Source organism: Massilia sp. P1_C10, from assembly GCF_056406475.1.
On record NZ_JBFUAC010000003.1, the window covers coordinates 258761 to 275501 of the forward strand.

Below are 16741 nucleotides of genomic sequence, written 5' to 3' on the forward strand. Positions count from 1 at the left end.
ATGACGGATGGAGGAACAATCAGTTCAGCGCGACCAGCTCGATATCGAATACCAGGTCGGCGTTGGCCGGGATGCCGGAGCCGGGCGGCGGATTGGCGCCATACGCCTGCGCAGCCGGAATCGTCACAGTCTTTTTGTCGGCGACCTTCATGCCGGTGACAGCCGCTTCAAAACCTGGAACGACCAGGTTTTGGCCCAGCCTGAACGCGAACTGGCCGGTGTCGAACTGGGTGCCCTTGTTGTTGGTGGCGGTGGAGCTGTACAGCCAGCCGGTGTATTTCACGGTGGCGGTGGTGCCGGCGGCGGCCACGGTAGGCGCGGCGGCGCTGCTGCCGCCGGAACCGCCGCCGCATGCGGTCAGGGACATCACGGCGACGAAAGCGGCGATCAGGGGAAGCTTGAATTTCATGGAATTCCTAGGCAGTCGAAAGAGTGCCGAGAGTTTAGCAGAGGATGCCGCGCTTCATCCTCTGCCAACCTGTCCTGCATTTGTATTAATTTGTATCAGATCTCGACCTGGGTTCCGAGCTCGATGACCCGGTTGGTCGGGATCTGGTAGTAGTCGGCGGCGCCGCGCGCGTTGCGCGACATCGCGACATACAGATGCTCGCGCCACGGCGCCATGCCGCCGCCTGGCGCCGAGATCACGGTCTGGCGCGCGATGAAGAAGGAAGTCTCCATCATCTCGAACGGCAGGCCGTGGTGCTCGCACAGTCCGAGCACTTTCGGGATGTCCGGCTCGTCCTTGAAGCCGTACTGCACATTGAGCTGGAAGCAGTTGTGGCCTAGGCCCTGCACCGCCACCTGTTCCGGGGCCGGCACGTACGGCACCTCGCGCATGTGCACGGTCAGGAACACCACGCGTTCATGCAGCACTTTGTTGTGCGACAGGTTGTGCAGCAGCGCGTGGGGAACGCCGTCGCTTTCGCCGCGCAGGAAAATGGCGGTGCCGTAGACGCGCGTGGGCGGCGCGACGAACAGCGACTGCAGGAAGTCTTCGAGGTTGATCGCATGCTTCTGCAGGTTCTCGAACACCAGTTCGCGGCCGCGCTTCCAGGTCAGCATCACGGTGAACAGCACCGCGCCGAGCAGCAGCGGGAACCAGCCGCCGTGGAACAGTTTGAGCGTGCTGGCCGAGAACAGCATGATGTCCATGATGATGAAGAAGCCGGTGGCGCCGAAGCACAGCGCCAGCGGCAGGTGCCAGCGGTAGCGCGTCAGGAAGAAGGTCAGGATCGTGGTCGACAGCATGGTGGCGGTGACCGCGATGCCGTACGCGCCGGCCAGCTTGTCGGACGACTGGAAGCCGATTACCGCGATCAGCACCACGATCAGCTGGATCCAGTTGACCGCGGGGATGTAGATCTGGCCGATCTCACGTTCCGACGTGTGCATCACGCGCATGCGCGGCAACAGGCCCAGCGCGATGGCCTGCTTGGTCATCGAGAAGGTGCCGGAGATGGTGGCCTGCGAGGCGATCACCGCCGCCGCCGTCGACAGCACCACCAGCGGGTAGACGCTCCAGCTGCCAAGCTGGTTGAAGAACGGGTTGGAGATCGCCGCCGGGTTGGTCATCAGCAGCGCGCCCTGGCCCAGGTAGTTCAGCGCCAGCGCCGGGAAGACGACCAGGAACCAGGCGGCGCGGATCGGCTTCTTGCCGAAGTGGCCCATGTCGGCGTACAGGGCCTCGGCGCCGGTGAACGCCAGCACCACCGCGCCCAGCGCGACGAAGGCGATGAAGCGGTTCTGCAGCATGAATGCGAAGGCGTTGAGCGGGTTCAGGGCGGCCAGCACTTCCGGCGCCTTGACGATATTGATTACGCCCATGATCGCCAGCGCGGCGAACCACACCACCATGATGGGACCGAACCAGCGGCCGATGCCGGCGGTGCCGTGCTTCTGCACCGCGTACAGGCCGACCAGCACGACGATCGTCAGCGGCACCACATATTGCGACAGGCCGGGCGCCGCGGTCTCGAGGCCTTCGATCGCGCCGAGCACCGAGATGGCCGGCGTGATCACGCTGTCGCCGTAGAACATGGTGGCGCCGAACACGCCGATCATCATCAGCGGCACGTACCAGCGCGAAGCCTTGGTGACGGAGTTGAGGGTCAGCGCCATCAGCGCCATGATCCCCCCCTCGCCGCGGTTATCGGCGCGCAGCATCAAGGTGACGTATTTGAGCGAGACGATCATCGTCAGGCCCCAGAAGATCAGGGAGACCACGCCGAGCAGGTTGAAGGTGCTCAGCGCAAGCCCGTGTTCCGGGTCGAAGATGGTCTTGAGGGTGTAGAGAGGGCTGGTGCCGATATCGCCATAGACGATGCCGACGGCCGCCAGGGTCATGGCGGCCAGGCTGCTTTTTTTGTGTTCCGCGGTCAAGATTGCACCATATTGTTGTTATGTTGCATTGCACAATAGGCGCACTTCATGCAATTTGCAAGGAGAATTTGTTTCAAAACGAACACCTCTTATTTTTGTAATGTTTTCCAATACTTCAGCAACTCGCGCAGGGCTTGCGGCTTGTTTTGCGGCGCCGCCAACCCCGCCTGATTCGCCGTATTCGTTCCGTGGCAGGACGCGCAGCTGCGCATCTCGCCGGCCTGGAAGGTGATCCAGTTACGCTCCCGCACCACCGCCGCGCCCGACCGGTCGGTAGTCTGCCAGGTCAGCGCGCGGCGCGCCGGCACGAACGCGGCGGTCGAACCGTCTGCGGCGATGCGCACGCTGCCCGCCGGACCCTGCGGATTGGGCGGATTGGCGCCGTCGTGCAGCGGCTGGGCGATCACGCGGCGCCCGGCGCGGCCCGGATAGGCGCGCAGCTGGTCGCCCTGCAACAGCTGGAAATGGGCGATGTCGTAAACCTTGCCGCCGGGCATCGTCTTCGACACCGTTTTCACGCCGCCGGGAACTTGCAAATTGAACGGTTGCTGTAAGTCTGCCCTATCTCGGCTGGTCTGGTCGCGCGTAACGACAAGCGCCAGGTCGCGCCTGAGCAACCAGTCGCGCAGCGCCGCCTCGCTGACCTTTTCCTCGGCCAGCACCGCGCGCTCGGGCGCCTCGAACGCGGCGGCGCGGCGCGGCGGCTGCGGGCGCGGGCGCACTTCGACCGCATCGAGTTCCCACAGGATGCCACGGTAGCCCGGGACGTCCGCCTTGACGCCGGCGGTGAGCGGCGCGCCGGCGCGGTACTTGCCGTCGCGCCCGCGCGCCAGCACGCGCAAGCGCAGGTCGGGCAGCGCGGCGCCCTCTTCCGGCGCGCGGTCGGCGCTGGTGTGGCTGGCCACCAGCGAGCCGTCCGACAGCGGCAGCGGATTGCGGAAACGACCGCCCGCCATCGCGTCGGCCGGATCCATGACGGTGAGCGCGGTGACCGCCATCTGGTCGCCGTTCAGCGAGGGCGCGCCGGAAAGGCGCACCAGCGGGCCGGTGGTAAACGAGCCCGATTCGCGCGCGACGGTGGCGACATAGCTGCCGCGCCGGCGCGGGTCTTCGCGCAGGTGGAACAGGCCGCCCTCGCGCCGGATCGCCAGGCGGTTGGCGTGGTTGGCGTCCACGGTGCGGTTCGACAGGTTCGGGTCGTCGCGAAAGCTCGGGGTCAGGAAGCCGAACGCCAGCTCGTGCTGGCCGATGTGGTTCAGGGTTTCCTCGTTGCTGCCGTCCTCGTTCATCGACCAGATGGTGAAGAAGTTGGTGACGAAAGCGCTGACAGCGCCGTAAGGGCCGGTGCTGCCGCTGCGCGATTCGGGGAAAGGCTCGGCGCGCGAATCGAGCTTGGGCGCGCGCGCGTCTTCGGCGGCGTAATTGAAGGAGCGGAACGGCTGCGCCACGCCGTTGCGCGCGGCGTCGCGGTCGCGCTCGGCCAGCTGGTCCTGCTGCAGGTGGTCCCAGCGCGTGAACAGCACGCGGCCGTAGCTGTCGAGGATGGGCGTGAAGGCGCCGCTGGGCGTGTGGTTCAGGATGCGCAACGCGCTGCTGGCCGGGTCGAGGCGCCAGATGCCGGTCACCGTCGGCGTGGCTTCGTATTCGTCGAGCTGCGGATACAGGTGGGCGGCGCCGTCGCGCGGGCGGTCGGAGGCGAACAGCAGCGCGTCGTCGCTGCCATACAGCGGCGCGACGTTGTTGTAGCCGGCCGGCTGGCGCGCGACCTTGGCGATGGTGGCGCGCTGGCCTTTCGCCAGGCCGCGCACTTCGTACAGCTGCCAGGCGGCGTTGGACGCGGCGCCCGCCAGCATGCTGAACACCGCGCGCGTGCCGCTGCGGTGCACGGCCGGCTCGCGCACGGCGACGGCATCGCCAAAGCCGGCCTCGCGGGTCAGGTCGCGCAGGGTGCCATCGGGATAGCGCAGGATCAGGCCGCCGCCGCGCGGCGCCTGTTTGACGCCGCCCACGTGGTTGCCGAAGGCCGACAGGCGCGCGGCGACGTCGGTATGCAGCGGCACCTGGGTGACGAACAGGATCGGATACGGCGTGGCCGGGGCGGCGGCCACCTCGGTGAACAGGAGCGCCGCCGCCAGGGGCAGGCAGCGCAGGACGGCTATTCTCATGGGAAGCGGGAATCGGGCGACGCGCTAGTGTAGCCCAGCACATTGGAGCGCTTGAGTTTTTTCGCGGATCGGTGCAACCTTGCGTTCGAAATCCCGCTGATGACGATGTCAATACGGAGCGTGTATGCGATCAAAGAACAAGAACGGCAAAAACCGCCTGGCGCTGGCGGCGATATCCTTGCTGATGCTCGGCGCGACGGTGGTGGCGTGCAGCGGCGGCGGGGGCGGCTACGGTGAGAGCAGCACGCCGGCGCCTGTCCCGACGCCGACTCCGGCTCCGGTGAATGGCCCGGCGTGGCTCGGCTACGGCGGCGACTCCCAGCACACCGCGCAGGCGGGCATCCAGACCCAGACCCTGTCGCGCATCGTTTGGCAGGCGCCGGTGGACGTGGCGCCGCAGTACAGCCCCCAGGGCTACCTGCTGGTGCATTACGGCTCGCCGGCGATCACCTCGAAGAACACGGTGCTGATGCCGGTCAAGCGCGGCGTCGCCAATACCTTCCGGGTCGAAGCGCGCAACGGCGCCAACGGCCAGCTGGCGTGGAGCTTCGACAGCGACTACGTGACGCCGCCGCACAACTGGACGCCGCCCTACAACGTCACCCTGACCAAGGCCAATCGCGTGGTGATGCCGGGCGCCGGCGGCAAGGTGTACTACCGCGACGACGCCGATGCGTCGGGCTCCGCCACCAGCAGCCTGGTGTTCTACGGCGCCAGCGTGTACAGCTCGGGCCAGGCCGCGTTCGATGCGGCGGTCTTCATCAACACGCCGATCACGGCCGACAACGCCGGCAACCTGTTCTTCGGCTTCGTCACCACCGGCACCAATCCGGCGGCGCTGGTGAGCGGCATCGCTCGCATCGGCGCGGACGGCGCCGGCAGCTGGGTCAGCGCGGCCACGGCGGCGGGTGACGTCAACATGATCAGGCCTGCGATGGGCGCGGCGCCGGCGATGTCGGCCGACCAGAAGACCGTGTACGTGGTGGTCAAGGGAAGCGGCATCGCCGGCCAGTTGCTCGCGCTTGACAGCACAACGCTGGCACGCAAGGGCAAGACGGCGCTGACCGACCCGGCCACGATGGCATCGGCGCGGGTCAGCGAGGACAGCACGGCGTCGCCGATGGTGGGGCCGGACGGCGACGTGTATTTCGGCGTGCTCGAATCGGTGCAGGGGCAGCACAACTCGCGCGGCTGGCTGCTGCATTTCGACGCGACCCTGGCGACATCGAAGACGCCGGGTTCGTTCGGCTGGGACGACACGCCGTCGGTGGTGCCGGCGGCGCTGGTGCCGGGCTACAGCGGCGGCTCGGCCTACCTGGTCATGACCAAATATAACAACTACTCGCGCTCGGGCAGCGGCGACGGCAAGAACCGCATCGCGGTGCTCGATCCGAACGTGACGATGGCAGACCCGGTGACGGCGGGCGTGCCGGTGATGAAGGAGGTGCTGACTATGCTCGGGCCGACGCCGGATCCGGCCAATGCGGCCGGCGTGACCGAGTGGTGCATCAACACCGCGGCGGTGGATCCGTTCACCAAATCAGTCCTGGTCAACAGCGAGGACGGCTACCTGTATCGCTGGGACCTGGCGACCAACACGCTGAGCCAGAGGATCCGGCTGACGAGCGGGCTGGGCGAATCGTACACGCCGACCGCGGTGGGCGCCGATGGCGCGGTGTACGCCATCAACAACGCGGTGCTGTTCGCGGTCGGGAAGTAAACGTCTCGACGGCCAGGGGCTTGACCCGTCGGGTCAGCCGGGGACGCCTGGCCTGCGGTGTCGCGCTCAGCAGCACTGCGCCAATTGGAGGATAATGTCGGCTCAGCAAAACACCGAGCTCCTCCATGCGCACCGGCATCATCAATGCAACCCTGGCCTTTCTCTGCTGGGGTTCATTTCCCATCTATTTCCATGCGCTCAATCAGGTGCCGCCCGGCCAGATCCTGGCGCACCGCGTGCTGTGGTCGCTGCTGTTCCTGGCCATCGTGCTGACGGTGCGGCGCCAGTGGAAATGGCTGCCGGAGATGCTGGGCAAGCCGTGCGTGATCGGCAGCTTCGTCGCCAGCGCCTTCCTGCTGAGCGGTAACTGGCTGGTGTACATCTGGGCGGTCAACAATGGTCACGTGATCGAAGGCAGCCTGGGCTACTTCATCAATCCCCTCGTCAACATCATGTTCGGCTACCTGTTGCTGAAGGAACGGCTGCGCGTCGGGCAGTGGGCGGCGATCGCGCTGGCGGCGCTGGGCGTGGCGTGGCTGACGTGGCAATCCGGAACGGTGCCGTGGATCGCGCTGATCCTGGCGGCGACGTTCGGCGCCTACGGGCTGATGCGCAAGACTGCGGCGCTGGGCGCGCTCGAAGGGCTGGCGTTCGAGACGATGGTACTGTTTCCGCTGGCGTTGGGCTACGTGATCTGGCTGACGGTGCAGGGCCAGAACGCCTTCATCAACAGCGAGGCCGACAGCACGCGCTGGCTGCTGGCGGCGGCCGGGCCGATCACCGCGATCCCGCTGCTGCTGTTTGCCGCGGGCGCGCGCAAGATCCCGCTCGCGGTGCTCGGCATGCTGCAATACATTTCGCCGACGATCCAGTTCCTGCTGGGCGTGTGGCTGTTCCACGAAGCCTTCACGGCCGAGCGTCTGGTCGGCTTCGCGCTGATCTGGAGCGCGCTGGCGCTGTACGCGGCCGAAGGCCTGTGGCGCAGCCGCGCGCAGCCCTAAAAAACCTCGGGGTCAGACCCGTTTTTTGTTCGCTCAACCCTGGCAAACACGCGCAAAAATCGGGTCTGACCCTGAGACGCCCGACGCGGTCGCAGGCCTATGGCGTGGCCGGGGGTACCGCAAACACCCACGGGGTCAGACCCGTTTTTTGTTCGTTCGAATGAGCCAGAGCACCCGGAAAAAGCGGGTCTGACCCCGGGGGGGAAGACCCCTGAGCACGCTTTTCCGGTATGCTGTGCACCTTCCGTCACACCCTGAGATCACTGCAATGGCAAATTACGTCTATACCATGAACCGCGTGGGCAAAATCGTCCCGCCCAAACGCCAGATTCTGAAAGACATTTCGCTGTCGTTCTTTCCCGGCGCCAAAATCGGCGTGCTCGGCCTGAACGGCTCCGGTAAATCGACCCTGCTGAAAATCATGGCCGGCATCGATACCGACATCCAGGGCGAAGCGCGCCCGATGCCGGGCCTGAACATCGGCTACCTGCCGCAGGAACCGCAGCTCGATCCTGAATTGACGGTGCGCCAGGAAGTCGAGTCGGGCCTCGGCGAGGCGTTCGAAGCGCAAGCCAAGCTCGAAGCGGTGTACGCGGCCTACGCGGACGAGGACGCCGATTTCGACGCGCTCGCCACCGAGCAGGCGCGCCTGGAAGCGATCATTTCCTCGTCCGACGGCGGCAACCTGAACCTGCAGCTGGAAATGGCCGCCGATGCGCTGCGCCTGCCGCCGTGGGAACAGAAGATCGGCGTGCTGTCGGGCGGCGAAAAGCGCCGCGTGGCGCTGTGCAAGCTGCTGTTGTCGAAGCCCGACATGCTGCTGCTCGACGAGCCGACCAACCACCTCGACGCCGAATCGGTCGAATGGCTGGAACAGTTCCTGCTGCGCTTCCCGGGCACCGTGGTCGGCATCACCCACGACCGCTACTTCCTCGACAATGCCGCCGAGTGGATCCTGGAGCTGGACCGCGGCAGCGGCATTCCATGGAAGGGCAACTACAGCTCATGGCTGGACCAGAAGCAGGCCCGCCTGAAGCAGGAAGAATCGACCGAATCGGCACGCCAGAAGGCGCTGCAGAAGGAACTGGAATGGTCGCGCCAGAACCCGAAGGCGCGCCAGGCCAAGTCCAAGGCCCGCCTGGCCCGCTTCAACGAACTGTCGGAGCACGAATACCAGCAGCGCAACGAGACCCAGGAGATCTTCATCCCGGTCGCCGAGCGCCTTGGCAATGAAGTCATCGAATTCAAGAACGTGTCGAAGGCGTTCGGCGACCGCCTGCTGATCGACAACCTGTCCTTCACCATTCCTGCGGGCGCGATCGTCGGCATCATCGGCCCCAACGGCGCAGGCAAGTCGACCCTGTTCAAGATGATCACCGGCAAAGAGCAGCCCGATAGCGGCGAGGTCGTGATCGGCAAGACCGCCAAGGTGTCGATCGTCGACCAGCACCGCGACGAGCTGTCGGACAAGAAGTCGGTGTTCGACGACGTCGCCGGCGGCGCCGACATGCTCACCGTCGGCCGCTTCAACATGCCGTCGCGCGCCTACCTGGGCCGCTTCAACTTCAAGGGTTCGGACCAGCAGAAGATCGTCGGCAACCTGTCCGGTGGTGAGCGCGGCCGCCTGCACCTGGCGAAGACCTTGCTGCAAGGCGGCAACGTGCTGCTGCTCGACGAACCGTCCAACGACCTCGACGTCGAGACCCTGCGCGCGCTGGAAGATGCGCTGCTCGAGTTCGCCGGCAGCGTGATGGTGATCTCGCACGATCGCTGGTTCCTCGACCGTATCGCCACCCACATCCTGGCGTTCGAAGGCAATTCGCAGGTCACCTTCTTCGACGGCAACTATCAGGAATACGAAGCCGACAAGAAGAAACGCCTCGGCGAAGAAGGCGCCAAGCCGAAGCGCATTCGCTACAAGCCGCTGACGGTGTAAGCGCCGCTGCTGCCGAAAGCTCCCTCCGGGGAGCTTTTTCGCTTTTGCGCGCTCCAATCGTGCTTCATCGAAGCATCCCGCACGGTATATTCCCGCTGCGTGATCCGCCAACAAGGCCCGCGCGTTTGCGCCATTCGACATGAATCGGCGGCCATCTTGGCACACTCAATCCATGACCGATTACCGCCACAACCGCGTCCCGGGCGCGACCTGGTTCTTCACCGTGCGCCTGTTCGAGCCGGGCAGCACGCTGCTGACCGACCATTTTTCCGCGTTCGGCGATGCGATGCGCCAGTCGCGCGCGAAGCGCCCCTTCCATGTCGACGCCTGGGTCGTGCTGCCCGACCACGCCCACGCGATCTGGACCTTGCCACCGGGCGACCACGACTGCGCCAGCCGCTGGCGCGCGGTCAAGATTGCGTTCTCGAAAGCGCTGCGCAAGTCGGGCGCCGGCCCGGGCAGCCTGGTGTGGGAGCGCCACTACCGCGAACGCCGCATCGACAACGACGCCGACTACGTGCGCCTGGTCGACTACGTCCACAGCAATCCGCTGCGCCATGGCCTGTGCGCCGACGCCGCCGACTGGCAATGGTCGTCGCTGCATCGCTTCGTCGCCGCCGGCTTGTCAGGGGGACCGGTCCACCAATGAAAAAGCCCACCAGGCATTGGCGGGCTTTTTGGTACGTCTGGCGAGCGGGCAGCCTGAGCCGCCTCTCTCACCCCGTCATCAGAAGGCGTATTTCACGCCAGCCGTGATGACATCGGGTTTCGGACCGAAGTCCGTCTTCTTGCCATAACGCTCGTACTCCAGCGTCAGCGCGACCTTCTGGTTCAGGTTGTACTGCGCGCCCACGCCGGCATACAGTTCGGTCTTGCTGTCGCTGCGCCCGTAGATCGGGTCGTTCAGGGTGCGCTTGTTGTTGGCTGCGCCCAGCTTGCCGTAAATCGAGAATTGCTCGCTGATCGGCGCAGTTGCCTTGCCTGCGACGTAGAACGAGTGGCCGTCCGAGGTTCCAGTGCCGGCCACGCCATTGACGGTGCGGCTGTAGTCGGACTTGCGGAAATCGGTGTAGCCCGCTTCCACGCCCCAGGTTTGGTCGATGTCATAGCCGCCGAAAATTTTGCCGGAGGCCTTGTAGCCGTCGCCATTGACGTTGGTCGCGGTCCCCAGATTGTAGTTGTGGTCGGCCGAAGCGACGCCCACGCCAACGTAAGGGCCGGCGGCCTGGGCCGAACCCATGGCGGTTGCGGCGGCGATTAGTGCAAAAATAAGCTTTTTCATGCGGAATCCTTTGATGTTGTTAATCGTCTGGACCGCAATTCCTGTGAATCGCGGTTATTTCCAAGATAGCATCGTGAATTCGACACGTCCTTGCTGATTAGGTAAGAAATGTAATGAGATGTAAGCGAAAAGCCGCGTTACTGACCTTTCGTTCATTTATATGCATGGCTGAGTTTAGGGCACGATGCCGAAGGTTAGACGATCATCCGGAAGGTTAGGTTCACTCTTGAGCCGACCGGACGGGCGGTTTTGTTAATTCCGTGGGTCCAGTGCTGCTGCAGTTTTCCCGCCATCAAAAGCAGGCTGCCGTCGCTCAACGCAATTTTCAGGCGCTCTCCGCTGGCCTTGTGGAGCAGGATAAAGCTCCGTTCGGCACCGAAACTGACCGACGCGATCGCCGGTTCGGGGCCCAGTTCCGGCTCGTTATCGCTGTGCATGCCCATGCTGTCTCGGCCGTCGCGGTAGTAGTTGAGCAAGACGCTGTTGAAGCGCCGGCCGGTGGCAGCCTCGACGGCCGCCCGGATTTCCTGCTGCAGCGGGGTGAACGGTAGCGGCTCCAGGCGCAGGCCCGAGTAGGTGTAGGCCGCCTCGCCGTGCCAGGCCGTCAGGCGCGGCTGCGGATGCTGCTTGCCCCACACCGTGATGACCTCGCTGCGCCAGGCAGTCTCGTCGATCAGGCGCGCCAGCACCTCGTCATTCGGCAACGCGAGCGGCAACTGCGGCAGGAACGCCAGTTCGCCGTCGCGCACCGGGATCGTCGTCAGTTTGTCAGAGGAGAACAGGTCCATGCCGAATGATTGCCCGAAGAGGCTAATCATGCCATAGACGCACGGTCGAGGGTCAGGTCCGGCGGAACCGACCCATGCCGGTCGCTGCCAGGTGTTACGCGTAGGCTTCAGCCAGCGTCATCACGCGCGGCGCCACCTTCAGGCCGATGCCGGCGAACAGCGCTTCGATGCCGGCCATGTTGGCGGCGCACTCTTCGGTTTTCCAGCCATTGAACAGGTCGGTGCCGTTCTTCTGGAAGTGCATGTCGAGCACCTTGCCCTTGTCCTTGTGGGTGTAGGCTTGCTGATAGGTGTTCTGGAAGCCCAGCAGCGACAGCCCGGTCAGCACCTCGGTCGGCGGATTGTCCGGATCGGTCGCAAGGAAAACGCCGAAGGTCTTGCCCGGCGGTTTCGCGGCGATGTCCAGCTCGTAAATGCCAGGCGCCTTGGTGGCGGCGGTGCTCTTCAAAAACAGCATGTTGCTCTCCTTCGTAAGCCGCCCCGCCGATGCGGGAAGTTGCTCAATTAAAACATCCAGACCGCGTAGCTTATTGCGATTCGACACGAATGTCGATGCTTTAGCGCATCTTTTTTGCATTAGTGCAATAAAAAGACGGATGTAAAAGAGTGGAGAGCGCGGCTTCGATGTTGGCGGACAGCAACAGGCGGCCAAGGGGATGGGGACTGACGGGGACGCCCGGTCCGCGAGGGTCAGACCCCGGTGTTGACTGTGACTGTGGGCCGCAACCAGCCCATCAAGGTGTCGTCTTCAGGAACGCCTAGCGAGTTGTTGACCCGTGCGCGCAGCAGCCCTTCATCGACGAACCCGAGCGAGTGGTACAGCGCCCGCGCCCGAACGTTCGACGAGCGCGCAAACAGCTCGACCCGGTGGATGTGCGGCATGTTCGCGATCACTTCGTCGAGCAGCGCCTGGAACAGGCCGCGCCCCACTCCGCGCCCCTGCGCGTCCGGCGCCACGGCGATCGTCAGGTCGGTCAGCAAATGCGCCAGCGCGGCAATGCCGGGATTGGAGGCGTGGATCTCGCCGAGGATGCGCCCGCCCTCCTCCCACACCAGCTCGACGCCGTTGGCTGACGCCTTGTGCATGAAGCCGTCGATGTACTCGCCGCTCACCTCGTCGGGCGTGCGCGCGATGCCGTCCGGGACCGTCGCCACCAGCTTGTACAGCGCCAGCACCTGGGCGCGGTCGCTCGCCACCGCCTTGCGGATCATGGCTTGTCCCGCTTCGCCAGCGCTGCCGTGGCCTCGGCCAGCGCGCGATACAGCCGTCCCGCCTCGGCGTCCCGTTCATCCAGCGCCGCCTGCTGGCGCGCCACCGTGGCGAAGTCGCCGCGCGCGATCGGGCCGGACAACGCGGCGCGCGGCCCGAGGCGGAACACGTTTTCCAGCGTTTCGCTGGCCAGCGGCCGCGCCAGTTCGCGCGCCACGTCTTCCGGAATGCCCGCCGCCTGGTAGGCGCGCAAGGCCGCATCGAGCACGGTCACCAGGTAGTTGGAGGCGAACACCGAGGCCGCGTGGTACACCGTCTTGGCGGCCGGATCGATCGCCACCAGCCGCGCGCCGATCGCGGCGAACGCCGGCTCGAGCAGCGCCAGCGCGCGCGCATCGCCCTCGACGCCGCACCAGGTGCCGGCGAAGTCGCGCGCCACGCTGTCGGGATCGGCGAAGCTGCGCACCGGATGCACGCTGGCCGTCAGCGCGCCTCTCGCGGCGGCCGACTCCAGCGCGGCCGACGATTTGGCGCCGCTGCAGTGAAATACCAGCACGCCGGCGACATCGGGCAGCGCGTCGCAGGCCGCCTCGATCTGGTCGTCGCTCACCGCCAGCATCACCGCATCGGCCGGGCGCAGCTGCGCCGCCGATTCGACCGCGCGGCCGGCGCCGATGAAGGCCGCCGCCTCGGCCGCGCTGGCGTGCGACCGGGTCAGCACGTCCTGCACGGCGAAGGCGCCGCCGGCGGCGAACAGCCGGCCCAGCGTGCGGCCAAGGTGCCCCGCGCCGACGATGTTGAGCGTGGGCGTCACGTCAGAAGCCGGAGCCCGGCTGGCTAAGGAACGCCAGTTCTTCCGGCGTCGATGCGCGTCCCAGGATCGCGTTCCGATGCGGGAAGCGGCCGAAGCGCGCGATCACGCCGCGGTGCCGGTGCGCGTAATCGAGCGCGCTGCCGAAGTCATCGCTTTCCTGCGCCAGCTCGGCGAACAGCATGACCGATTTCTCCTGCATGCGCGCGTCCTCGGCGTGCTCGAACGGCATGTAGGCGAACCAGCGCTCGGTCGGCGTCAGGCTGCGGTCGGCGCCGGATTCGTGCAGCTCGATGGCGGCGGCCAGCGCCAGCGCGTCGCCGCTGAACGATTCCGGCGTGCCCCGAAAGGCGTTGCGGGTGAACTGGTCGAGCAGCAGAATGCGCGCCAGCGTGCCCCTGGCGCCCTGGCGGTCCCATTCGCGCAGTCCGCCGGCTTTCGCCATCGCGATGGCGGCGCCGAAGCGCTCGGCGATCGCGGCGTCGAAGCGCGCGTCCTTGCGAAACCATTCGTCGCGCGGCTTGCCATGCCCTTCCGCCAGCGGCGGCAGGAACCAGAAATCGAGTACTTCTTGAGGATGCATTGTTTGAGTTTTCCTTAATTGCGGGCGTGCGACAGCTGGAAGCTGTCGATGCCGTCGAACCTGGCCAGTTCGTCGGCCAGCGCCGACAAGGTCGCGCCGCTCTTGCGCGACAGCGCCAGCGCCACGAATCGCCATTCCTGCGCGCCGTTGACGGCGCCGATGGCGAGCGAGCCGCCGGCGATTTCGTAACCGCGTTCGAGCGCGATCCGGCGCAGCGTTGCCTCGACCGGCGTGAAGTCCTTCTTGAAGCGCATCATGATGGCGACCGCATGGCGCGACGGCAGGTACGCCTCGATGCGGTGCAGGTAGATCATGATCATCGACGACAGGAAGGCCAGCCCAATCGCCGCCAGGTAGAAGCCGACGCCCACCATGATGCCGATTACCGACGAGGCCCAGATCGACGCCGCGGTGGTCAGGCCGCTGATGTTGAAGCCCTCGCGCATGATCACGCCGGCGCCCAGAAAGCCGATGCCGGTGACCACGCCCTGGATGATGCGGGTAGGGTCGGCCACGATCAGCGGCCCGGCATGGGCGCCGTACCACAGGCCCGGATAGCCGCCGATGATGGTCAGCGCGGCCGACGCCATGCACACCAGGCCATAGGTGCGCATGCCCGCGGCGCGGCCGTGGTACGAGCGCTCGTAGCCGACCAGCAGGCCAAGCAGCAGCGCGCCGATCAGATTGAGCAGGATGATGCCGTTGGCGGCCATCTCGGGGCCGGTCCAGTAGGCGGCCAGCATGTCAGCCGTCGGCATTTTTCTTGACCAGTTGTTTTTCGAAGGCGACATCGAGCTTGCTGACGCGCCGCGCCACCTGCGGCCCGAGCGCGTTGACGAAGGCGACGAAGGCATCCAGCTCGAGCGGTTCGCACAGCGGCGGCAAGCCCGGCTTCTCGCTGATGAAGAACAGGCCGTCGCCGGTGCGCGCCATCGAATAGCCTTGATTGCCGCTGCGGTTCTTCAGGCGGTCGACCGCGGCGCTGGCGCGGGTGGAACGTGGACTGGCCATCAGATCTCCCGCGTGCGTTCGTCGAGCCACGCTTTGGCGGCGCCATCGACGTGCGGCGACAGGCGCGCGCGCACCGTCGCGTGGTAGTCGTTGAGCCACTTGATCTCGTCCGGACGCATCAGCGACAGGTCGAGGCAGCGGGTGTCGATCGGGCACAGGGTCAGCGTTTCGAAGCGCAGGAAGTCGCCGAACTCGGTTGTCTCCGCATCGACGTTGAGCACCAGGTTCTCGATCCGGATGCCCCAGCGGCCCGGCCGGTAGATGCCCGGCTCCACCGAGGTGATCATGCCGGCCTCCATCGCCGTGTGCGGCTCAGGCATGGTGGTCGGCGAGATCGATTGCGGGCCTTCGTGGACGTTAAGGAAGAAGCCGACGCCGTGGCCGGTGCCGTGACCGTAGTCGACGCCGGCGGCCCAGATCGGCGCGCGCGCCAGGGCGTCCAGCATCGGCGACCTGGTCCCGCGCGGAAACTGCGCCGACGATAGCGCGATGACGCCCTTGAGCACCAGCGTGAAGTCGCGCTTCTGCGCATCCGACGGCGTTCCGACCGGGACCACGCGGGTGATGTCGGTGGTGCCGCCCAGGTACTGGCCGCCGGAGTCGATCAGCAACAGGCCGTCGCCTTCGATTTCGGCGTGCGACGCCTCGGTGGCGCGGTAGTGCATCACCGCGCCGTTGGCGTTGAAGCCGGCGATGGTGCCGAAGCTCGGGCTGACGAAGCCGGGCCGGCGCGCGCGCGCGGCGCAGATGTGGGTGTCGATGTCGATTTCGGTGGCCGGCCCGCGGCGCTTGTCGGCCAGGCGCACCTCGAGCCAGGCGAAGAACTCGCACAGCGCGGCGCCGTCCTGCTCCATCGTGGCGCGCACGTGGGCCGCTTCGTCGTCCGACTTTTTCGACTTGGCGAAGGTGCTCGGGTTGATCGCTTCGATGACCTTGACGTTGGCCGGCACCGCCGCGCGCATGCCCGCGGTGATGCGGCGCGGGTCGACCAGCAGGACCTCTTCGGCGCCAAGGGCGGCCAGTGCGGCGGCGGCCTGTGTGTAGTTGGCCAGCTCGACGCCGTCAAGGCGCAGGCGTTCGGCCACATCGTCCGGCACCTTGTTGTCGCCGACGAACAGCGTGGCGCGTTCCGGGCCCACCAGCGCGTGCGCCAGGAACACCGGGTTGTAATTGACGTCGGCGCCGCGCAGGTTGAACAGCCATGCAATGTCGTCGAGGGTCGAAATGAAGTGACGCGTGGCGCCAAGCTTCGCCATCTCGGCGCGCACCTGCGCCAGCTTGTCGGCGCGGCTGGCGACGGCGTGCGGCGCGGTGTGTTCGAACACCAGTTCGAGCGGCAGCGCAGGACGGTCGGTCCAGACTTCGTCCAGCAGGTCGACGTCGGTGCGCAGCTTGATGCCGCGCGCGCCCAGCGCGTCGGCCAGCAAGCGCGCGGTGGACAGGCCGAGGACGCGCGCGTCGACGGCGACGGTCTGGCCGCTCCGCAGGTTCGCGGCAAGCCAGTCGATGTACAGCAGGCTGGCGCCGGACGGGATCTTCATCAGCGAAACGGCACTGCCGGCCAGTTCGACTTCAGCCTGGTCCCAGTAGCGGGCGTCGGTCCAGACGCCGGCGAAGTCGTTGGTGGCAATGAAGGCGCCGACCGAGCCGGTGAAGCCGGACAGCCACTCGCGGCCCTTCCAGCGGCCGGGCAGGTATTCGGACAGGTGCGGGTCGGCCGACGGGATCAGGACGGCGTCGATGCGCTCGCGGCGCATCACCTCGCGCAGCTGGTCCAGCATGGCGGCGCGCTCGGAGAGGGAAGATGGATTTTGCATGTCTCTATGATACTACCAACACGCTGGAATATGGG

The 16741-nt window shown here is 66.2% G+C and carries 16 protein-coding genes; 4 read left to right on the forward strand and 12 right to left on the reverse strand.

The genetic code is table 11. From position 1 onward, the window contains the following. Nucleotides 1-19: 19 nt before the first annotated feature. The 3 genes from AC1D02_RS08770 to AC1D02_RS08780 all read right to left on the reverse strand — a co-directional run bounded on the left by AC1D02_RS08770 (nt 20) and on the right by AC1D02_RS08780 (nt 4547). The gene (locus tag AC1D02_RS08770; RefSeq protein ID WP_477315798.1) at nt 20-409 is read right to left on the reverse strand and encodes an FKBP-type peptidyl-prolyl cis-trans isomerase; all 390 of its coding nucleotides are present in this window, start codon (nt 407-409) and stop codon (nt 20-22) included. Nucleotides 410-504: 95 nt separating this feature from the next. Beyond that, nucleotides 505-2382 (reverse strand): potassium transporter Kup, encoded by a 1878-nt coding sequence (locus tag AC1D02_RS08775; protein WP_477315800.1) that lies wholly within the window; start codon nt 2380-2382, stop codon nt 505-507. A gap of 89 nt (nt 2383-2471) precedes the next feature. Beyond that, on the reverse strand, nt 2472-4547 hold the full coding sequence (locus tag AC1D02_RS08780; protein WP_477315802.1) for an HzsA-related protein: 2076 nt from the start codon (nt 4545-4547) through the stop codon (nt 2472-2474). Nucleotides 4548-4671: 124 nt separating this feature from the next. Between AC1D02_RS08780 and AC1D02_RS08785 the strand changes: the two genes are divergently transcribed. The 4 genes from AC1D02_RS08785 to AC1D02_RS08800 all read left to right on the forward strand — a co-directional run bounded on the left by AC1D02_RS08785 (nt 4672) and on the right by AC1D02_RS08800 (nt 9853). Continuing rightward, nucleotides 4672-6267: a hypothetical protein gene (locus AC1D02_RS08785; RefSeq protein WP_477315804.1), complete on the forward strand. Its 1596-nt coding sequence runs from the start codon at nt 4672-4674 to the stop codon at nt 6265-6267. A 125-nt stretch (nt 6268-6392) separates the two neighbouring features. Then, nucleotides 6393-7268 carry an EamA family transporter RarD gene (gene rarD, locus AC1D02_RS08790; protein WP_477315806.1) on the forward strand — a complete coding sequence of 292 codons (876 nt, stop codon included), beginning with the start codon at nt 6393-6395 and terminating at the stop codon, nt 7266-7268. Nucleotides 7269-7536: 268 nt separating this feature from the next. Then, nucleotides 7537-9204 (forward strand): energy-dependent translational throttle protein EttA, encoded by a 1668-nt coding sequence (gene ettA, locus AC1D02_RS08795; RefSeq protein ID WP_477315808.1) that lies wholly within the window; start codon nt 7537-7539, stop codon nt 9202-9204. Between the two features lie 172 nt (nt 9205-9376). Continuing rightward, nucleotides 9377-9853, forward strand: a complete 477-nt coding sequence (locus AC1D02_RS08800; RefSeq protein ID WP_477315810.1) for an REP-associated tyrosine transposase — start codon at nt 9377-9379, stop codon at nt 9851-9853. Nucleotides 9854-9931: 78 nt separating this feature from the next. Here the strand turns inward: AC1D02_RS08800 and AC1D02_RS08805 are convergent, their stop codons facing one another. The 9 genes from AC1D02_RS08805 to AC1D02_RS08845 all read right to left on the reverse strand — a co-directional run bounded on the left by AC1D02_RS08805 (nt 9932) and on the right by AC1D02_RS08845 (nt 16706). Further along, nucleotides 9932-10486 carry a porin family protein gene (locus tag AC1D02_RS08805; protein WP_477315812.1) on the reverse strand — a complete coding sequence of 185 codons (555 nt, stop codon included), beginning with the start codon at nt 10484-10486 and terminating at the stop codon, nt 9932-9934. Nucleotides 10487-10680: 194 nt separating this feature from the next. Next, nucleotides 10681-11274, reverse strand: coding sequence for an alpha-ketoglutarate-dependent dioxygenase AlkB family protein (locus tag AC1D02_RS08810; protein ID WP_477315814.1), 594 nt, complete (start codon nt 11272-11274; stop codon nt 10681-10683). Between the two features lie 94 nt (nt 11275-11368). Next, entirely contained in the window at nt 11369-11731 is a 363-nt protein-coding gene (locus tag AC1D02_RS08815; protein ID WP_477315816.1) for a hypothetical protein, read from the reverse strand. A gap of 233 nt (nt 11732-11964) precedes the next feature. Further along, nucleotides 11965-12486, reverse strand: coding sequence for an N-acetyltransferase family protein (locus AC1D02_RS08820; RefSeq protein ID WP_477315818.1), 522 nt, complete (start codon nt 12484-12486; stop codon nt 11965-11967). Continuing rightward, nucleotides 12483-13298 (reverse strand): Rossmann-like and DUF2520 domain-containing protein, encoded by an 816-nt coding sequence (locus AC1D02_RS08825; RefSeq protein WP_477315820.1) that lies wholly within the window; start codon nt 13296-13298, stop codon nt 12483-12485. Before AC1D02_RS08825 ends, AC1D02_RS08820 begins: the two co-directional genes overlap by 4 nt. A gap of 1 nt (nt 13299) precedes the next feature. After that, a complete protein-coding gene (locus tag AC1D02_RS08830) occupies nt 13300-13878 on the reverse strand; it encodes a DUF924 family protein (protein ID WP_477315822.1) in 579 nt (192 codons plus the stop codon). Between the two features lie 14 nt (nt 13879-13892). After that, entirely contained in the window at nt 13893-14636 is a 744-nt protein-coding gene (locus AC1D02_RS08835) for an MgtC/SapB family protein (RefSeq protein ID WP_477315824.1), read from the reverse strand. Then, nucleotides 14623-14889, reverse strand: coding sequence for a hypothetical protein (locus tag AC1D02_RS08840; protein ID WP_477315826.1), 267 nt, complete (start codon nt 14887-14889; stop codon nt 14623-14625). Before AC1D02_RS08840 ends, AC1D02_RS08835 begins: the two co-directional genes overlap by 14 nt. Then, the gene (locus AC1D02_RS08845; RefSeq protein ID WP_477315828.1) at nt 14889-16706 is read right to left on the reverse strand and encodes an aminopeptidase P family protein; all 1818 of its coding nucleotides are present in this window, start codon (nt 16704-16706) and stop codon (nt 14889-14891) included. Before AC1D02_RS08845 ends, AC1D02_RS08840 begins: the two co-directional genes overlap by 1 nt. Nucleotides 16707-16741: the final 35 nt, after the last annotated feature.